The 15224-nt window shown below is 68.6% G+C and carries 15 protein-coding genes; 3 read left to right on the plus strand and 12 right to left on the minus strand.

The genetic code is table 11. The features are described from left to right. Positions 1-32: 32 nt before the first annotated feature. The 5 genes from ssb to SFC76_RS04480 form a co-directional block, all read right to left on the minus strand. Positions 33-614, minus strand: a complete 582-nt coding sequence (ssb, locus tag SFC76_RS04460) for a single-stranded DNA-binding protein (RefSeq protein ID WP_322848285.1) — start codon at positions 612-614, stop codon at positions 33-35. Positions 615-632: 18 nt separating this feature from the next. Then, positions 633-2495 carry a ferrous iron transporter B gene (gene feoB, locus SFC76_RS04465; protein ID WP_322848286.1) on the minus strand — a complete coding sequence of 621 codons (1863 nt, stop codon included), beginning with the start codon at positions 2493-2495 and terminating at the stop codon, positions 633-635. A gap of 2 nt (positions 2496-2497) precedes the next feature. After that, entirely contained in the window at positions 2498-2776 is a 279-nt protein-coding gene (locus SFC76_RS04470) for a FeoA family protein (RefSeq protein WP_322848287.1), read from the minus strand. A 268-nt stretch (positions 2777-3044) separates the two neighbouring features. After that, complete coding sequence (locus tag SFC76_RS04475; protein WP_322848288.1) at positions 3045-3698, minus strand: COQ9 family protein; 654 nt, start codon at positions 3696-3698, stop codon at positions 3045-3047. Beyond that, positions 3695-4645, minus strand: a complete 951-nt coding sequence (locus SFC76_RS04480; RefSeq protein ID WP_322848289.1) for a DMT family transporter — start codon at positions 4643-4645, stop codon at positions 3695-3697. Before SFC76_RS04480 ends, SFC76_RS04475 begins: the two co-directional genes overlap by 4 nt. A 51-nt stretch (positions 4646-4696) precedes the next feature. On the opposite strand from SFC76_RS04480, the gene SFC76_RS04485 reads away from it, so the two are divergent. Further along, positions 4697-5770 carry an alkene reductase gene (locus SFC76_RS04485; RefSeq protein ID WP_322848290.1) on the plus strand — a complete coding sequence of 358 codons (1074 nt, stop codon included), beginning with the start codon at positions 4697-4699 and terminating at the stop codon, positions 5768-5770. A 36-nt stretch (positions 5771-5806) separates the two neighbouring features. Here SFC76_RS04485 and SFC76_RS04490 read toward each other — a convergent pair whose 3' ends face one another. The 4 genes from SFC76_RS04490 to SFC76_RS04505 form a co-directional block, all read right to left on the minus strand. Then, positions 5807-6232: a hypothetical protein gene (locus tag SFC76_RS04490; RefSeq protein WP_322848291.1), complete on the minus strand. Its 426-nt coding sequence runs from the start codon at positions 6230-6232 to the stop codon at positions 5807-5809. 5 nt (positions 6233-6237) lie between these two features. Next, complete coding sequence (locus SFC76_RS04495) at positions 6238-6672, minus strand: TIGR01244 family sulfur transferase (protein WP_322848292.1); 435 nt, start codon at positions 6670-6672, stop codon at positions 6238-6240. A 90-nt stretch (positions 6673-6762) separates the two neighbouring features. Then, positions 6763-8535, minus strand: coding sequence for a DNA helicase RecQ (gene recQ, locus SFC76_RS04500; protein ID WP_322848293.1), 1773 nt, complete (start codon positions 8533-8535; stop codon positions 6763-6765). Between the two features lie 49 nt (positions 8536-8584). Further along, positions 8585-10429: an ABC transporter ATP-binding protein/permease gene (locus SFC76_RS04505; protein ID WP_322848294.1), complete on the minus strand. Its 1845-nt coding sequence runs from the start codon at positions 10427-10429 to the stop codon at positions 8585-8587. Positions 10430-10525: 96 nt separating this feature from the next. Between SFC76_RS04505 and SFC76_RS04510 the strand changes: the two genes are divergently transcribed. Continuing rightward, on the plus strand, positions 10526-10756 hold the full coding sequence (locus SFC76_RS04510; protein WP_322848295.1) for a hypothetical protein: 231 nt from the start codon (positions 10526-10528) through the stop codon (positions 10754-10756). 145 nt (positions 10757-10901) lie between these two features. On the opposite strand, the gene SFC76_RS04515 is transcribed toward SFC76_RS04510, so the two are convergent. Genes SFC76_RS04515 through SFC76_RS04525 form a run of 3 tightly spaced genes read right to left on the minus strand, consistent with a single transcriptional unit; the run spans position 10902 to position 12949 of the window. After that, positions 10902-11852 (minus strand): phytoene/squalene synthase family protein, encoded by a 951-nt coding sequence (locus SFC76_RS04515; protein WP_322848634.1) that lies wholly within the window; start codon positions 11850-11852, stop codon positions 10902-10904. Next, positions 11842-12423, minus strand: a complete 582-nt coding sequence (locus SFC76_RS04520) for a TIGR00730 family Rossman fold protein (protein WP_322848296.1) — start codon at positions 12421-12423, stop codon at positions 11842-11844. Before SFC76_RS04520 ends, SFC76_RS04515 begins: the two co-directional genes overlap by 11 nt. A 43-nt stretch (positions 12424-12466) precedes the next feature. Then, positions 12467-12949 (minus strand): helix-turn-helix domain-containing protein, encoded by a 483-nt coding sequence (locus SFC76_RS04525; RefSeq protein WP_322848297.1) that lies wholly within the window; start codon positions 12947-12949, stop codon positions 12467-12469. Positions 12950-13105: 156 nt separating this feature from the next. Between SFC76_RS04525 and SFC76_RS04530 the strand changes: the two genes are divergently transcribed. Then, a complete protein-coding gene (locus SFC76_RS04530) occupies positions 13106-15208 on the plus strand; it encodes a bifunctional (p)ppGpp synthetase/guanosine-3',5'-bis(diphosphate) 3'-pyrophosphohydrolase (RefSeq protein WP_322848298.1) in 2103 nt (700 codons plus the stop codon). The last annotated feature ends 16 nt before the right edge of the window (positions 15209-15224 follow it).

Below are 15224 nucleotides of genomic sequence, written 5' to 3' on the forward strand. Positions count from 1 at the left end.
CAACGTCAGGTTAGTGGGTGCGGTGGGATCGTTCAGAACGGCACGTCGTCGTCGAGATCGTCGGCGAAGCCCCCACCCTGGCCGAAGCTGCCGCCACCGCGATTGCCGCCGCCCGCCGGCGCACTGCCGCCGCGATTGCCGCCACCGCCGCCATAGCCGCCGCCGCCCGACGGGGCGCCGCCACCGAAATCATCGCCGCCGGCCCAATCGTCACCGCCGCTCGCGCCGCCGCGACCACCGCCGCCGCCGCCCTGGCCGCCGCCCGGACCGTCGAGCATCGTCAGCACGCTGTTGAAGCCCTGCAGCACGATCTCGGTCGAATATTTGTCGTTGCCCTGCTGGTCCTGCCATTTGCGGGTCTGCAGCGCGCCCTCGATATAGACTTTCGAGCCCTTGCGCAGGAAGCGCTCGGCAACATTGGCGAGGCCCTCGTTGAAGATCGCGACCGAATGCCATTCGGTCTTTTCCTTGCGCTCGCCGCTGTTCTTGTCCTTCCAGGATTCTGACGTGGCGATGCGCAGGTTGACCACCTTGCCGCCGTTCTGGAAGCTGCGGCTTTCGGGGTCGCGCCCCAGGTTGCCGACGAGAATGACCTTGTTGACGCTACCCGCCATGAAATGCCCCGAAAATGCCTAGAGGCCGGCGAACACCGCCAGCCAGTATGTGATTCCGGCCATGATGTAGGCGGCGGCGAACAAATAGCCAACCATGAACAGCGGCCACTTCCACCCGTTCGTCTCGCGGCGGGTCACCGCGATCGTCGAAATGCACTGCGGCGCGAAGACGAACCACATCAAGAAGGCGAGCGCGGTCGGCAGCGTCCAGCGGCCGCGGATCTGGTCGGTGATGCGGTCGGTGCCGCTGCCCTCCTTGTCGTCGATCGCATAGACGGTGCCGATCGCCGACACCGCGACCTCGCGTGCCGCCATCGCCGGCAGCAGCGCCAGCGCGATGTCGCGATTGAAGCCGATCGGCTTGACGACATATTCGATGCCATGGCCGATCCGGCCGCCGACCGAATAATCGACCGGACTGATCCCGCTGCCTTCGGGTGGCTTGGGAAAGCTGAGCAGCAGCCACAGCACAACGGTGGTCGCGGCGATGATCGTGCCGGCGCGCTTGAGGAAGATCACCGCGCGCTGCCACAGGCCGAGCAGCACGTCGCGCAGCAGCGGCACCTGGTATTTCGGCATCTCCATCATGAACCCCGACGACGCGCCCTTGGTCACCGTCCGGCGCAGCACCAGCGCCGCGCCATAGGCGCCGGCGATGCCGATCACGAGCAGGCCGAACATCACGACGCCCTGCAACCGCACGAACGGCAGGATCTGCGTATTCGGGATCATCGCACCGATGATCAGCGTATAGACCGGCCAGCGCGCGCTGCACGTCATCAGCGGCGCGATCAGGATGGTGGTCAACCGGTCCTTCTCGTCCTCGATCACCCGCGTCGCCATGATGCCGGGGACGGCACAGGCGAAGCTCGACAGCAGCGGGATGAAGGCGCGGCCGGACAGGCCGACGGTGGCCATCAACCGGTCCATCAGGAACGCCGCGCGCACCATATAGCCCGACGATTCGAGGATCAGGATGAAGAGGAACAGGATCAGGATCTGCGGCAGGAAGACGATCACCGCGCCGACGCCGGCGATCAGCCCGTCGGTGAGCAGCGAGCGGAAGAAACCGTCGGGCAGCGCGGTCTTGATCGCGTCCTGCAACGCGGCGAAGCCGGCATCGATCGCGTCGGCGGGCACCGCCGCCCAGGTGAACACCGCCTGAAACATCACGAACAGGATGGTGACCAGCAGCACCGGCCCGGCGACTGGATGCAGCGCGACGCTGTCGAGCATATGCGCCCAGCGCCGGCCGGCGGTTTCCGACACGGTCGCCGCACCGGCGATCTGGCGGGCGCGGCGTTGCAGCTTGACGATATCGTCCTGCGTGCCCGCCGCCGCGTCGCGCGGCCGCGCCTTGCCGCCGCCGCCGACCGCATCGGCGACCGCGGCGCGCAACGCATCGAGCCCGCGCTTGCGCACCGCGACGGTCGGGATCACCGGCACGCCGAGTTCGCGCTCGAGCACCGCCGCATCGAGCGTCAGCCCGTCGCGCTCGGCGAGATCGACCATGTTGAGCGCCACCACCACCGGCAGGCCGAGCGCGATCAGCTGCAGCGTGAAGCGCAGATGGTTGTCGAGATTGGCGGCATCGACCACGACGATCATCGCGTCGGGCAACCGTTCGAGGCTGCTGGCGCCGGTGACGACGTCGCGGGTGACGCGCTCGTCGGGACTGGACGGTTCGAGGCTATAGGCACCGGGCAGGTCGATCAGCTCGACCGGGCGGCCGTCGTCGAGCACCAGCCGGCCGGAATGGCGTTCGACGGTGACGCCCGGATAATTGCCGACCTTCTGCCGCGCGCCGGTCAGCGCGTTGAACAGCGCGCTTTTGCCGGCATTGGGATTGCCGACCAGCGCGACCAGCGGGGCTGCATGCACGTTTATTCGGCGGCGGCGGCGGGAGCCACATGCACCGCACCGGCGACGGCGCGGCGCAACGCGACGGTCATCCGGCCGATGCGGCAGGCGATCGGGCCGCTGCCCAGCGACGCGCGGTGCAGCACTTCGACCGCGACGCCCTCGTCGAAGCCGAGCTCGCGCAATCGCCGCGCCTCGGGCGCCGCGAGGCGCGTCCAGTCGATCGCCGCGACCGTCGCCGGTTGGCGGCGCGGCAGCGACACGAGGTCGAGGGCAGGAACGACGGTACGCGACATATCCATGATGCGACTGATTATCATTTACCCACGGGGGAGTAAAGCGGCGGCGAGGCGAAATGTCGGGGGATGTGGACCTCAAATTCCTCCCTCGCTTTAGCGGGAGTGCAAGACATGCCGGCGGCATGATCGACCTTGCACTGGGGACCGCCGGCCGCAAGCCGGTGGTGGAGGGGGCGTTTCCGCAAGCGCCGAGCTGACCGTATCCTCCCCCTTCGTCAGTGCTTCGCATTGCCACCTCCCCTTGGCGGGGGAGGAATTTAAGATCACCGAATCACACCGCCGGGTAGCGCAGCCGTCCGATGAAGCGCGACAGGCTCGGCCGGTGCTCGTAGCGTTTGGTGAACGCCGCCTTGGTCTTCTCGAAGCGCATGATCCCGTCGATCCGGCGCGCGAGGAAGGCGCGCGTGTCGGCATGACCCTCGCTGTCGTCGTCGAGGAAGACGGTCATCGTCGCGGTATAGACGCCGAGCAGGATCGTGCGCTTGGTATAATGATTGTAGTCGGTCGCGGTATCGCCCGCCATCCGCCACATCAGATCGACGCTGCGCCAGCCGAGCCGCGCGGCGCGCGATACGTTCTGCGGCAGCGCGAGGATCGCGCGCGCGCGGCGCAGCGATTCGCGATCCGGCGCGACGAGTTCCAGCCGCGTCTCGACCAAGGCGGTGATCCGCGCGCGGATCTTCATCGCCGCCAGCGTCTCGGGCGGCAGCGCGGCCGCCATCCGCCGGTCGATCGCCGCGAACCAGGCGTCGATCATTTCGATTGCGCCGCCGGAAAAGGCGAGCCGCGCGACATCGCGGTCGATGCCGGCACCGTCCGCCGCCAGGTCGCGCGCGGCGTCGCCCCAGCCGTCGAAGGCGGCGTTGGCGGCGATCCCTTCGGCGAGTGCCGCGCGGATCTCGTCGAGCGTCAGGTCCTGCGTCATGCTTCCATCTCCTGCACGGCTGCCTCCTGCGCCCGCCGGCGCGACGGTGCAACCTCGGCGCGGCGCACCAGCACCAATGCCAGCGCGACCAACGCGACGCCGACCCAATCCGGTCCCTGCAATCGCTCGCCATATTCGACCCAGCCGATCGCGCCCGCCACCACCGGCTGGATCAGCAGTCCGATGCCGATCACCAGCGGCGACAGGCGGCCGATCGCGAAGATCATACAGCCCTGGCCGATTACCTGGCTGACCAAGGCGAGGCCGACGAGCGGCGACCAATGCTGCGGCATCACCTGTTCGCGCAGCAGCAGCGCGAAGGCGAGCATCGGTAGCGCGGTCGCCGCGCTCGCCAGCGCCAGCGCCGGCAGCGGCCGCATCGCCAGCCGGACGCGCGCCATCAGCACGATGTAGAGCGTGTAGAGGATGCCGGCGAGGATGCAGAGCAGGTCGCCGGCAAGGTTGCGCGAATCGAGCTGATACGAGCGCCCCATCAACAGCCCCGCGCCGATCGCGGCGAGCAGCAGCGCGATCCCCTGCATCCGCGTCGGCCACGCCCTGGCGACCAGGAAGCCGTAGAGCGGATAGATCAGGATCGCCGAATTGCCGAACAGCGTCGCATTGGCCATCGTCGTCCTGACGATGCCGAGATGCCAGCTGGCGAGGTCGGCGGCGAAGGCGACGCCGCCGATCGCGAGCATGATCCACAGGCCGGCGGTCAGCCGTGCCGGCCGGCCGCCGCTCGCCAGCGCGAGCCCGGCGAGGAAGGGGATGGCGAGCGCGATCCGCCAGAACCCGGCGGCGACCGGCCCGACATCGGCAAGCCTGACGAACCACGGCCCGAACGCGAGCGCGACATTGGCAACCACCAGCGCGGCGAAAGCGGCGCCCGGCGTCTGCCAATTTGCCGCCGCGACAGTTTTTCTTCTGGGCCCCGCCTGATGCATGCCGCCCTGTAGCGCCCTATCTCCCGCCCGTCAGGCCATTTGGGAGCTTCTATGCCGAGCCTTTTCGACTCCATTCAACTGGGCGATATCCACGCCGCCAACCGCGTGCTCATGGCGCCGCTCACCCGCGGCCGCGCCACCGACGATCATGTGCCGACCGACATCATGGTCGATTATTATCGCCAGCGCGCCGGCGCCGGCCTCATCATCACCGAAGGCACCGGCGTCAGCCGTCAGGGTCTGGGCTGGCCGAACGCGCCGGGCCTGTGGACCGACGCGCAGGTCGAGGCATGGAAGCCGGTGACCGCCGCGGTGCACGAGGCCGGCGGCAAGATCGTCGCGCAGATCTGGCACATGGGCCGGCTCGCCCGCCCGGACGTGATCGGCATGACGCCGCTGTCGTCCTCGGCGACGCGCGCGCCTTATCACAAGCCCGAAAATCCCTATGCCGAGGCACAGGCGGCGACGCTCGACGACATCCGCCGCGCGCAGGACGAATATGCCGATGCCGCGACCAACGCGCTGCGCGCCGGTTTCGACGGCGTGCAGATCCACGGCGCCAATGGCTATCTGATCGACCAGTTCCTGCGCGACAACACCAATTTGCGCGACGACGATTATGGCGGCAGCCCGCAGAACCGCATCCGCTTCATGCGCGAAGTGGTCGAGCGGGTGATCGACGCGATCGGCGCCGGCCGCACCTCGATCCGCCTGTCGCCCAACGGCGAGACGCAGGGCGCCGACGACAGCGATCCCGCCAGCGTCTTCGTTCCCGCCGCGGCGGCGCTCGACGCGCTCGGCATCGGCTTCCTCGAGCTGCGCGAACAGGCGCCCGACGGCACCTTCGGCAGCACCGACGTGCCCAAGCTCAGCCCGCAGATCCGCGAGGTGTTCAAGCGGCCGCTGATCCTCAACCAGGATTACACCCCGGCGCAGGCGCAGGCCGACCTCGATTCGGGTCTGGCGGACGGCATCGCCTTCGGTCGCAAGTTCATCGCCAACCCCGATCTGGTCGATCGTCTACGCCAGGGCGCACCGCTCGCCGACGACGATCAGGCGACCTGGTATTCGAAGGGTCCGGAGGGTTATATCGACTATCCGGCACTCGAAACCGAAGCGGCGTAACCCGGTTCCTCCCCCGCAAGGGGGAGGAATATAGCGCTACCGCCCGAGATGCGGCACGAGCCGCTTGAGATCCGCCGGTGCGAGCCGGCGCACGTCGAGCGCATCCACCCCGGCGACCAGCACCGCGCCGAGCCGCCGCTCGCCGGTATCGATCAGGATGCCCTCCGCAGTCGAGCGCAATGCCCCCCACGGTACCTCGCGCACCGCAATCCCTGCACCGTCGCGCGTCATCACCGCGACGCGGCCGCCGCGATCGACCGCGAGCGCCCCGCCGCCGTCGGCGCCGACCACCGCGCCCTGCGTGTCGAAGCCGGAAAGCGCGCGCTCCGCCGCCTCCGCCGCTTCCTCGGGGCTGGCGATCCGCGGCTTGCGGCGCCCGCGCATCATCAGCACGACGCCGAGCGTCACCAGTATCGCGACCAAAGCCGCGCCGACCGCGATCCACATCTCCCGATCGGTCACGTCCGTCACGCTCCGCCGGCGAGCGCGTCCAGCGTCGGCTTCATGCCGGCAAGGTCGTAGCCGGCCCCGCGCGCCTGCGCGACGAGCAGTTCGGGATCGCGCCCCGCCTTGGCCGCGGCGAGCGCCCACAGGTTGCAGCTGCGCGTTCCCGACCGGCAATAAGCGAGCACCGGCCCGTCCGCGGCGGTCAGCGCCGCCGCCATCGCGTCGATCTGCGGGTGCGAGAAACCGGCATGCGTCACGGGAATCGCGCTATAGGCAAGGCCTGCCGCCTCCGCTGCGGCGCGGATCGCGTCGCCGCTGGGCTGCCCGCCTTCCTCGTCGTCGGGACGGTTGTTGACGATCGCGACGAAGCCTGCCGCCTTGATCGCCGCCATATCCTCGGGAGCGATCTGCGGGGCGACGCTGATCCGGTCGTTGATGCTGCGAATGTCGGCCATCCGGTCCCATTACGCGATCGGTCGAGATACGTCAGCTATTTTGGTCGCGATTCCGACGGTTTTGTGGGGTGTTTTTTAACCCCGCGGCAGTCAGCCGTGCGATCGAATCACGTCGAGAAAGGCATCGCCATAGGCCTCCAGCTTGCGCGCGCCGATGCCCGACAGGTGCATCAGCTCGGCGCGGCCCGCCGGCCGCTGCGCCGCCATCTCGCGCAGCACCGAATCGTGGAAGATCACATAGGGCGGCACGCCCGCCTCCTTGGCGAGATCGCGGCGGCACGAGCGCAGTGCCTCGAACAGCGGATTGTCCGCCGGATTGGTCGCGACGCCGGCATCGCGCTTGCGCCCGCCGCGCGCGCGCTTGGGCGGCACGACCAGCATCACCTGCTGCCCCTCCTTGAGGATCGGCCGCGCGCCGGGACCGAATTCCAGCCCGCCATGCGCATTGGTGCGCAGCGCGTCGCGCAGCAGGAGTGCGCGCGCCACCGGCTTGATCAGCGCCGCTTCCTCGCCCTCGACGATCCCCCAGACCGACAGGGATTCATGCCCGCGATCGACACTGCGCTCGGTCGATTGCCCGAGCAGCACCTGCTCGACATAGCCGACGCCGAACATCTGTCCGGTGCGGAACACCGCGGAGAGGAACTTCATCGCGGTCTGCGTCGCGTCGACCGCATCGGGCGACCCGAGGCAATTGTCGCAATTGCCGCAATCCTCCTGCCGGTCCTCGCCGAAATGCTTGAGCAGGATGCGGCGGCGGCACCCCGCGGTCTCGACGAGCGCGCCGAGCGCCGCCAGCCGGGTGCGCTCGCCCGCCTGCCGCTCGGGCTCGACCTCGCCGATCCGCTGGCGGGCGCGGGCGAAATCCTCCGCGCCCCAGAACAGATGCGCCACCGCCGGATCGCCGTCGCGGCCGGCGCGGCCGGTCTCCTGATAATAAGCCTCGATCGACTTGGGCAGGCCGGCATGCGCGACGAAGCGGACGTCGGGCTTGTCGATCCCCATCCCGAACGCCACCGTCGCGCAGATCACCATGTCTTCCGACGCGACGAAATCCGCCTGGTTCTTCTGGCGGATGTGCGCGTCGAGCCCGGCATGATAGGCGCGCGTCGGCCGCCCGGTGCGACCCAAGGCCTCGGCGAGCTTCTCGGTCGCGGCGCGGGTTTGCGCATAGACGATGCCGGGGCCGGGGGTGGCGGCGATGACGTCGGCGATCTGCTTGGTGGTGTTCGCCTTGGGGGTGATCGCATAGCGGATATTGGGCCGGTCGAAGCCCGAGACGATCAGCCCGTCCGCGGGAATGCCGAGCTGCTGCAGGATGTCGCTGCGGGTGTGCGCGTCGGCGGTCGCGGTCAGCGCCAGCCGCGGCACGTCCGGAAAGGCGTCCATCAGCGGCGCGAGCAGCCGGTAATCGGGGCGGAAATCGTGGCCCCATTCGCTGACGCAATGCGCCTCGTCGATCGCGAACAGGCTGAGCTTCGCGCTCGCCAGCAATTCGCGAAAATGGCCGGTCGAGGCGCGCTCGGGTGCGATATAGAGGAGGTCGAGCTCGCCGGCGCGGAAGCGCGCGATCGACTCGGCGCGATTCTGGTCGGCGCTGGTCAGCGTCGCGGCGCGGATCCCGACCGCCTCGGCGGCGCGCAGCTGGTCGTGCATCAGCGCGATCAGCGGCGAGACGACGACGCACGTCCCCTCCATCATCACCGACGGCAATTGATAGCAGAGCGACTTGCCCGCACCGGTCGGCATCACGCCGAGCGTCCGCTGCCCCGCCAGCACGCGGCTCACGACGTCCTCCTGCACCCCGCGGAACGCAGGAAAGCCGAAGACGCGCGACAATGTGGGCAGGGGATCGGGGATCATCACCGCGCCATGTAGGGGCGGGGGCCGCCAGCGTCGACCCGCGCCCGCCTCATTCCGCCGCGAGCGCGCCCTCGCTGGCGCCCGGCACGTCCTCGTCCTGCTCCTGCGCCTGGCGCGCCCACATTTCGGCATAGACGCCGCCCAGCCGCAGCAGTTCGGCATGCGTCCCGCGCTCGGCGACATGGCCGCCGTCGAGCACGACGATCTGGTCGGCGTGGATCACCGTCGACAGGCGGTGCGCGATGACGATCGTCGTGCGGCCGCGCTCGATCGCCTCCAGCGTGTCGAGGATCTCCGCCTCGGTGCGGCTGTCGAGCGCGCTCGTCGCCTCGTCGAGGATCAGGATTGGCGGGTTCTTGAGCAACGTCCGCGCGATCGCGACGCGCTGCTTCTCGCCGCCCGACAATTTGAGCCCGCGCTCGCCGACGCGCGCGTCATAGCCTTCGGGCTGGCGCTCGATGAAGCCGGCGATCGCCGCGCCCGCCGCCGCCGCCTCGACCTCGGCGCGGCCCGCCCCCTCGCGGCCGTAGGCGATATTGTAGCCGATCGTGTCGTTGAACAGCACCGTGTCCTGCGGCACGATGCCGATCGCGGCGCGCAGGCTCGCCTGCTGGACGTCGCGGATGTCCTGGCCGTCGATCGTGATCCGTCCCTCGGCGACGTCGTAGAAACGGTACATCAGCCGCGCGAGCGTCGACTTGCCTGCGCCCGACGGCCCGACCACCGCCAGCGTGCTACCCGCCGGCACGTCGAGGTCGAGGCCCTTCAGGATCTCGCGACCCGGGTCGTAACCGAAGCGCACGCCTTCGAAGCGGACATGGCCCTTGGCGATCCTCAACGGCGCGGCGCCGGGCGCGTCGACCACCTCGGCCGGCGTGTCGATCAGCGCGAACATGCTCGCCATGTCGATCACCCCCTGGCGGATGGTGCGATAGACCATGCCGAGCAGATCGAGCGGTCGGAACAGCTGCGACAGCAGGGTCGAGACGAACACGACGTCGCCCGCCGAGAAACTGCCCCGGCTCCAACCCCAGGCGATATAGGCCATGCCCGCGCCGAGCATCAGATTGGTGATCAGCGCCTGCCCGACGTTGAGCCAGGCGAGGCTGTTCTCCGACTTGGTCGCCGCCGCGGCATAAGCGGAGATCGCCGAATCGTAGCGCCGCGCCTCGCGCTCCTCGGCGCCGAAATACTTGACCGTCTCGAAATTGAGCAGCGAATCCACCGCATGCGCGACCGCGCCGGTGTCGAGGTCGTTCATCTGCGCGCGCAGGGCGTTGCGCCAGTCGGTCACGCGCTGCGTGAACAGGATATAGATCGCGACCATGACCACCGTCGCCGCGACCATCGGCCAGCCGAAGCTGTGCCAGAAGATGCCGAGCACCATCGCCAGTTCCAGCACGGTCGGCGCGATGTTGAACAGCAGGAAATACAGCATCGTATCGATGCTCTTGGTGCCGCGTTCGACCACCTTGGTGACCGCGCCGGTGCGCCGTTCGAGGTGGAAGCGCAGCGACAGGCCGTGGAGATGGCGGAAGACGTTCGCCGCCAGCCGCCGTGTCGCATCCTGCCCGACACGCTCGAACACCGCATTGCGCAGATTGTCGAACAGCGTCGTCGCGAAGCGCGAGGCGGCATAGCCGACGACCAGCAGGATCACGATCGTCGCGACGCCGCGGTCGCCGACCGCCATCCGGTCGACGGCATATTTCAGCGTATAGGCGGCGCCGAATACCTGGACGATCTTGCTCATCACGACGAGCGTCATCGCGCCGACGATCCGCACCTTCAGCCCCGTCTGACCCGCGGGCCAGAGATAGGGCAGGAAGCGGCGCAGCGTCGGCAACAGGGGCTGGTCGGCGCGGGTGTGACTGGTCGGATCGACGGGAGGCATTACGCCTCATGTAAGCGCTGGCAGCCGCGCGCGAAAGCGACGCGGCGGAACATAATGCGGCCGCCACGGATTTTACCCCACGGAAGCGAGGCGATCATGGAACCGTTGTTCTACGTCATGGCGATCATGGGCTGCGCGGACGGCAACGTCCAGTGCACCGAGGCGCGGATCGTGCCGACGCATTATACCTCGATGGCGCAATGCCGCGCGGCGTTGCCCGACCAGCTCGCGCAGAATACCGATGTGCCGTATCCGATGATCGGTGCGGCCTGCCGGACATCGGGCGCGCAGGTGGCAAAGGCCGAAAGCAAGACGAAGCGATCGTAACCAATTCCTCCCTCGCGAAGCGGGGGAGGGGGACCGCCCGGCGTAGCCGGGTGGTGGAGGGGGCGTCTCCGCATACGCGGAGTTCGCCGCATCCTCCCCCTCCGTCACCGCTTCGCGGCGCCACCTCCCCATGGCGGGGGAGGAGTTAGGGTCGTGGCCGCCGCCACAATCCCACATCCCGCGGCACCTCGACCAACCTCATCCGTCCCCGCGCCTCCACCGCCGCCCGCGCGATGAAGCCCAGCTTCTCCCCCTTCGACGTCGTCACTCGCCCATCCCACGCGCGCTCGCCACGCCCCGCGACCTTGCGCCCGATCGCGCCGTAGATTTGCGCCGCCGCCAGCACTGCCCAGGCCGAACGGAACGACAGCGCCCGCGTCCCCATACGCGCGCTCGCCTCGAACTGCGCGGCGCGCGTCGTCAGCCGCCGCGCGAGTATCGCCAGCGCCGGCCGATGCTGCGCCGCCATCACCGCCTCCGGCGCGATCCCCATTTCATCGAGCCAGTCGGTCGGCAGATAGCACCGCCCCGCCTGCGCATCCTCGTCGATATCCCGCGCGATATTGGCGAGCTGGAAGGCGAGGCCGAGGTCGCACGCGCGGTCGAGCACCGCGTCGTCGTCGGGCGACACCCCCATGATCACCGCCATCATGCAGCCGACCACCCCGGCGACATGATAGCAATAGGTCAGCAGATCGTTCTCGGTCCGCGGTCGCCAGCCCTGCCCGTCGAGCCGGAACCCCTCGATCAGATCGTGCGCGAACCGCGCCGGCAGCCGCGTCTCGGCGGCGACGATGCGCAGCGCGTCGAACGCCGGCACGCCGATCACCCGCCCGGCGAGCGCCGCATCGGTCAGCACCGCCATCGCCGCGATCCGCTCGGGCGCATTTTCGACCACCGACATGGTGTGGCCGTGATCCTGGCCGTCGGCGATATCGTCGCAGGCGCGGCACCAGGCGTAGAGCAGCCACGCGCGCTCGCGCGTCGCGCGGTCGAACAACAGGCTCGCCGCGGCGAAGCTCTTCGAACCGCGCGCGATCGATTCGTGCGCGGTGGCGACGATCGCGTCGCGCGTCGGGCCGGGGCTAGAGGTCAGACGTCTTCATCCGCACGATCGGCTGCGTCGGCACGTGCGCGGCCATCTTGGTCAGCAGGCCGTCGAGCGTGTCGTCGACGATCAGCAGGTCGCGATGCTGCGGTCGCAGGAAACCGACCTCCGCCGACTTCTCCCAGAAGGCGATGAGATGATCGTAATAGCCCGCGACGTTGAGCAGCCCGACGGGATCGGCGTGATAGCCGAGCTGCGCCCAGCTCAGCGCCTCCCACAATTCGTCCATCGTGCCGGTGCCGCCGGGGATGGTCACGAAGCCGTCGGCGAGGTCGGTGAACGCCGCCTTGCGCGCATGCATGCCGGCGACGACGTGCAGCTCGGTGAGGCCGCGATGCGCGACCTCGGCATCGACCAGCGCCTGCGGGATCACGCCGATCACCTCGCCGCCCGCCGCCAGCGCGCCGTCGGCGACCGCGCCCATCAGGCCGAGCCGGCCGCCGCCATAGACGATGCCGATGCCGCGCTCGGCGAGCGTCCGCCCGATCGCGCGCGCGGACTCGATGTAGACGGGGTCGGACGGCGTGGCCGAGCCGCAATAGATAGCGAGGCGTTTCATACGCCTGCCGCTACGCCAGCGCGCGCGCGGGAACAAGCCGTCGTCATTCCGCCGCCGCCGCGCGCACCTCTTCGGGCAGCGCCCAGATCAGATCGCCCTGGCCGAGCTTGCGACCGTCATGAGCATGGACCGCCACCGGCGCGATCGGCCGCCGGTCGCGGGTGTCGACGAGCACCGGAAAGGCGGGCTCGCCGAGCTCCCAGCGCTCGCCCCATTGCCGCAGCGCGACCATCGTCGGCAGCAGCGCATGCCCCTTCTCGGTCAGCGTATAACGGATCTTGCGGCGGTCCTTGGGCAGCGGTTCGCGCTGGAGGATGCCGTGATCGACCAGCCGCGCCAGCCGGTTGGCGAGGATGTTGCGGGCGATGCCGAGCTCCGCCTGGAACGCCTCGAAATGATGCAGCCCGTTGAACGCCGCGCGCAGGATCAGGAACGACCAGCGTTCCCCCATCGCCTCCAGCGCGGCGGGCAGGCTGCATCCGCGCAGCGTCTCGCGCAATTTGGGCGGCTGGGCCGGTGTCGCCATGATGATCCTCTCCAAGACGCCGTGTGTAGCGGACATCGCCGCGGATCGCGACGCCGACGTGCCACTCCCGGCGGTCTCGCTGCCTTCTGTCGAAATCGATCGGCGAGTCGTAACAATATGTTGCAAAGCGGTACGACCCTACCCCATGTGTCCAGCGTGCTACGGCAATATGAACTGGTCGACCGCGTGCTCGACTACGACCCGGATGCGGACGAGGCGCTGCTCAATCGCGCCTACGTCTTTTCGATGCAGGCGCACGGTTCGCAGAAACGCGCGAGCGGCGACCCCTATTTCAGCCATCCGATCGAGGTGGCGGGCATCCTCACCGACCTGCGGCTCGACGACGAGACGATCGCCACCGCGATCCTCCACGACACGATCGAGGATACGGTCGCGACGCCGGAGGAGATCACCCGGCTGTTCGGCGGCAACGTCGCGCGGCTGGTCGACGGCGTCACCAAATTGAGCAAGATCGAGGCGCAGACCGAGAACGAGCGCGCCGCCGAGAATTTGCGCAAGTTCCTGCTCGCCATGTCGGACGATATCCGCGTGCTGCTGGTCAAGCTCGCCGACCGGCTGCACAACATGCGCACGCTCCATCACATCGCCAAGCCCGAGAAGCGGCGGCGGATCGCGAAGGAGACGATGGACATCTACGCGCCGCTCGCCGAGCGGATCGGCATGTACGAGTTCATGAAGGAGATGCAGACGCTCGCCTTCGAACAGCTCGAGCCCGAAGCGTATGAATCGATCAGCAAGCGGCTCGATCAGCTCAAGACCGGCGGCGGCGACCGGATCGCCAAGATCGCCTCCGGCCTCAAGCTGCTGTTGGGCCGCGCCGGGGTCGAGGCCGAGGTGACGGGCCGCGAGAAGCATCCCTATTCGATCTGGCGCAAGATGAGCGAGCGCCACATCAGCTTCGAGCAGCTTTCGGACGTGATGGCGTTCCGCGCGATCGTGCCGACGGTCGAGGATTGCTACCGCACGCTCGGCATCATCCATCGCCGCTGGCCGATGGTGCCGGGGCGGTTCAAGGATTATATCTCGACGCCCAAACGCAACGGCTATCGCTCGCTGCACACCAGCGTGATCCACGCCGACAATGCGCGCATCGAAATCCAGATCCGCACGGCCGACATGCATGCCGAGGCCGAATTCGGCCTCGCCGCGCATTGGGCGTATAAGGAAAAGAAGGTCCGCGCCGACAGCCAGCACAGCTGGATCGCCGACCTCGTCGAAATCCTCGAGACCGCCGGCAGCCCGGAAGAGCTGCTCGAGCACACCCGCATGGCGATGTATCAGGATCGCATCTTCGCCTTCACGCCGAAGGGCGAGCTGATCCAATTGCCCAAAGGCGCGACGCCGATCGATTTCGCTTATGCGGTGCATACCGACCTCGGCGACCAGGCGGTTGGCGCCAAGATCAACGGCCGTGTCGTGCCACTGTCGACGGTGATCGAGAATGGCGACCAGGTGCAGGTGCTGCGCTCTAAGGGGCAGGTGCCGCAGCCCGGCTGGCTCAACTTTGCGATCACCGGCAAGGCATTGGCCGGCATCCGCCGCCATCTGCGCAACCGCGAGCGCGACGAGCAGATCGCGCTGGGCCGCAAGCTGTACGAGGACATCGTGCGCCGCGTGCCGGCACAATTGGGGGCTGACGCGCTCGACCATGCGCTGTCGCGGCTCAAGCTCGGCGACGAGGCGGCGCTGATGGCGGCGATCGCGCGGCGGACGATCTCCGACCATGCGGTGATGGAGGCGCTGATGCCGGGCTCGGGCGGCGCCGACGTCGGGCTGCTCGCGCCGCAATCGACTGCCATATCGATCAAGGGGCTTACCCCCGGCGTCGCCTTCGACCTCGCCGAATGCTGTCATCCGGTACCGGGCGACCGGATCGTCGGGCTGCGCCGCCCCGATGCGGGGATCGAGGTGCATGCGATCGACTGCCAGGTGCTCGCCGAACTCGCCGAACGCGGCACCGACGAGACCGACTGGGTCGACGTCGACTGGGGCGACAAGAGCGACGGTGCGGTGGCGCGGATCGCGGTGCAGGTGAAGAACGAACCCGGCGCGCTCGGCATCGTCTCGACGATCATCGGCGCGCATCGCGCCAACATCATTGCGCTGCGCCTCGATACGCGCGATTCGATGTTCCACACCAACGTCATCGACGTCGAGGTCCACGACATCCACCAATTGATGCGGTTGATCGCGGCGCTGCGCGCGGCGGATGCGGTGAATGCAGTGGAGCGGGTGTAAACCCGGCGGCACTTTA

The organism is Sphingomonas sp. CD22 (assembly GCF_034556155.1).
In the GTDB taxonomy this organism is placed as follows: Bacteria; Pseudomonadota; Alphaproteobacteria; order Sphingomonadales; family Sphingomonadaceae; genus Sphingomonas.

What these genes read in the sequence shown, in the direction of transcription:
- SFC76_RS04520 (WP_322848296.1), bottom strand. Translation starts at nt 12,423, where the DNA reads ATGAAACGCCTCGCTATCTATTGCGGCTCGGCCACGCCGTCCGACCCC.
- SFC76_RS04495 (WP_322848292.1), bottom strand. Translation starts at nt 6,672, where the DNA reads ATGGCCGACATTCGCAGCATCAACGACCGGATCAGCGTCGCCCCGCAG.
- SFC76_RS04485 (WP_322848290.1), top strand. Translation starts at nt 4,697, where the DNA reads ATGCCGAGCCTTTTCGACTCCATTCAACTGGGCGATATCCACGCCGCC.
- SFC76_RS04480 (WP_322848289.1), bottom strand. Translation starts at nt 4,645, where the DNA reads ATGCATCAGGCGGGGCCCAGAAGAAAAACTGTCGCGGCGGCAAATTGG.
- ssb (WP_322848285.1), bottom strand. Translation starts at nt 614, where the DNA reads ATGGCGGGTAGCGTCAACAAGGTCATTCTCGTCGGCAACCTGGGGCGC.
- SFC76_RS04475 (WP_322848288.1), bottom strand. Translation starts at nt 3,698, where the DNA reads ATGACGCAGGACCTGACGCTCGACGAGATCCGCGCGGCACTCGCCGAA.
- SFC76_RS04525 (WP_322848297.1), bottom strand. Translation starts at nt 12,949, where the DNA reads ATGGCGACACCGGCCCAGCCGCCCAAATTGCGCGAGACGCTGCGCGGA.
- SFC76_RS04505 (WP_322848294.1), bottom strand. Translation starts at nt 10,429, where the DNA reads ATGCCTCCCGTCGATCCGACCAGTCACACCCGCGCCGACCAGCCCCTG.
- SFC76_RS04470 (WP_322848287.1), bottom strand. Translation starts at nt 2,776, where the DNA reads ATGGATATGTCGCGTACCGTCGTTCCTGCCCTCGACCTCGTGTCGCTG.
- SFC76_RS04510 (WP_322848295.1), top strand. Translation starts at nt 10,526, where the DNA reads ATGGAACCGTTGTTCTACGTCATGGCGATCATGGGCTGCGCGGACGGC.
- recQ (WP_322848293.1), bottom strand. Translation starts at nt 8,535, where the DNA reads ATGATCCCCGATCCCCTGCCCACATTGTCGCGCGTCTTCGGCTTTCCT.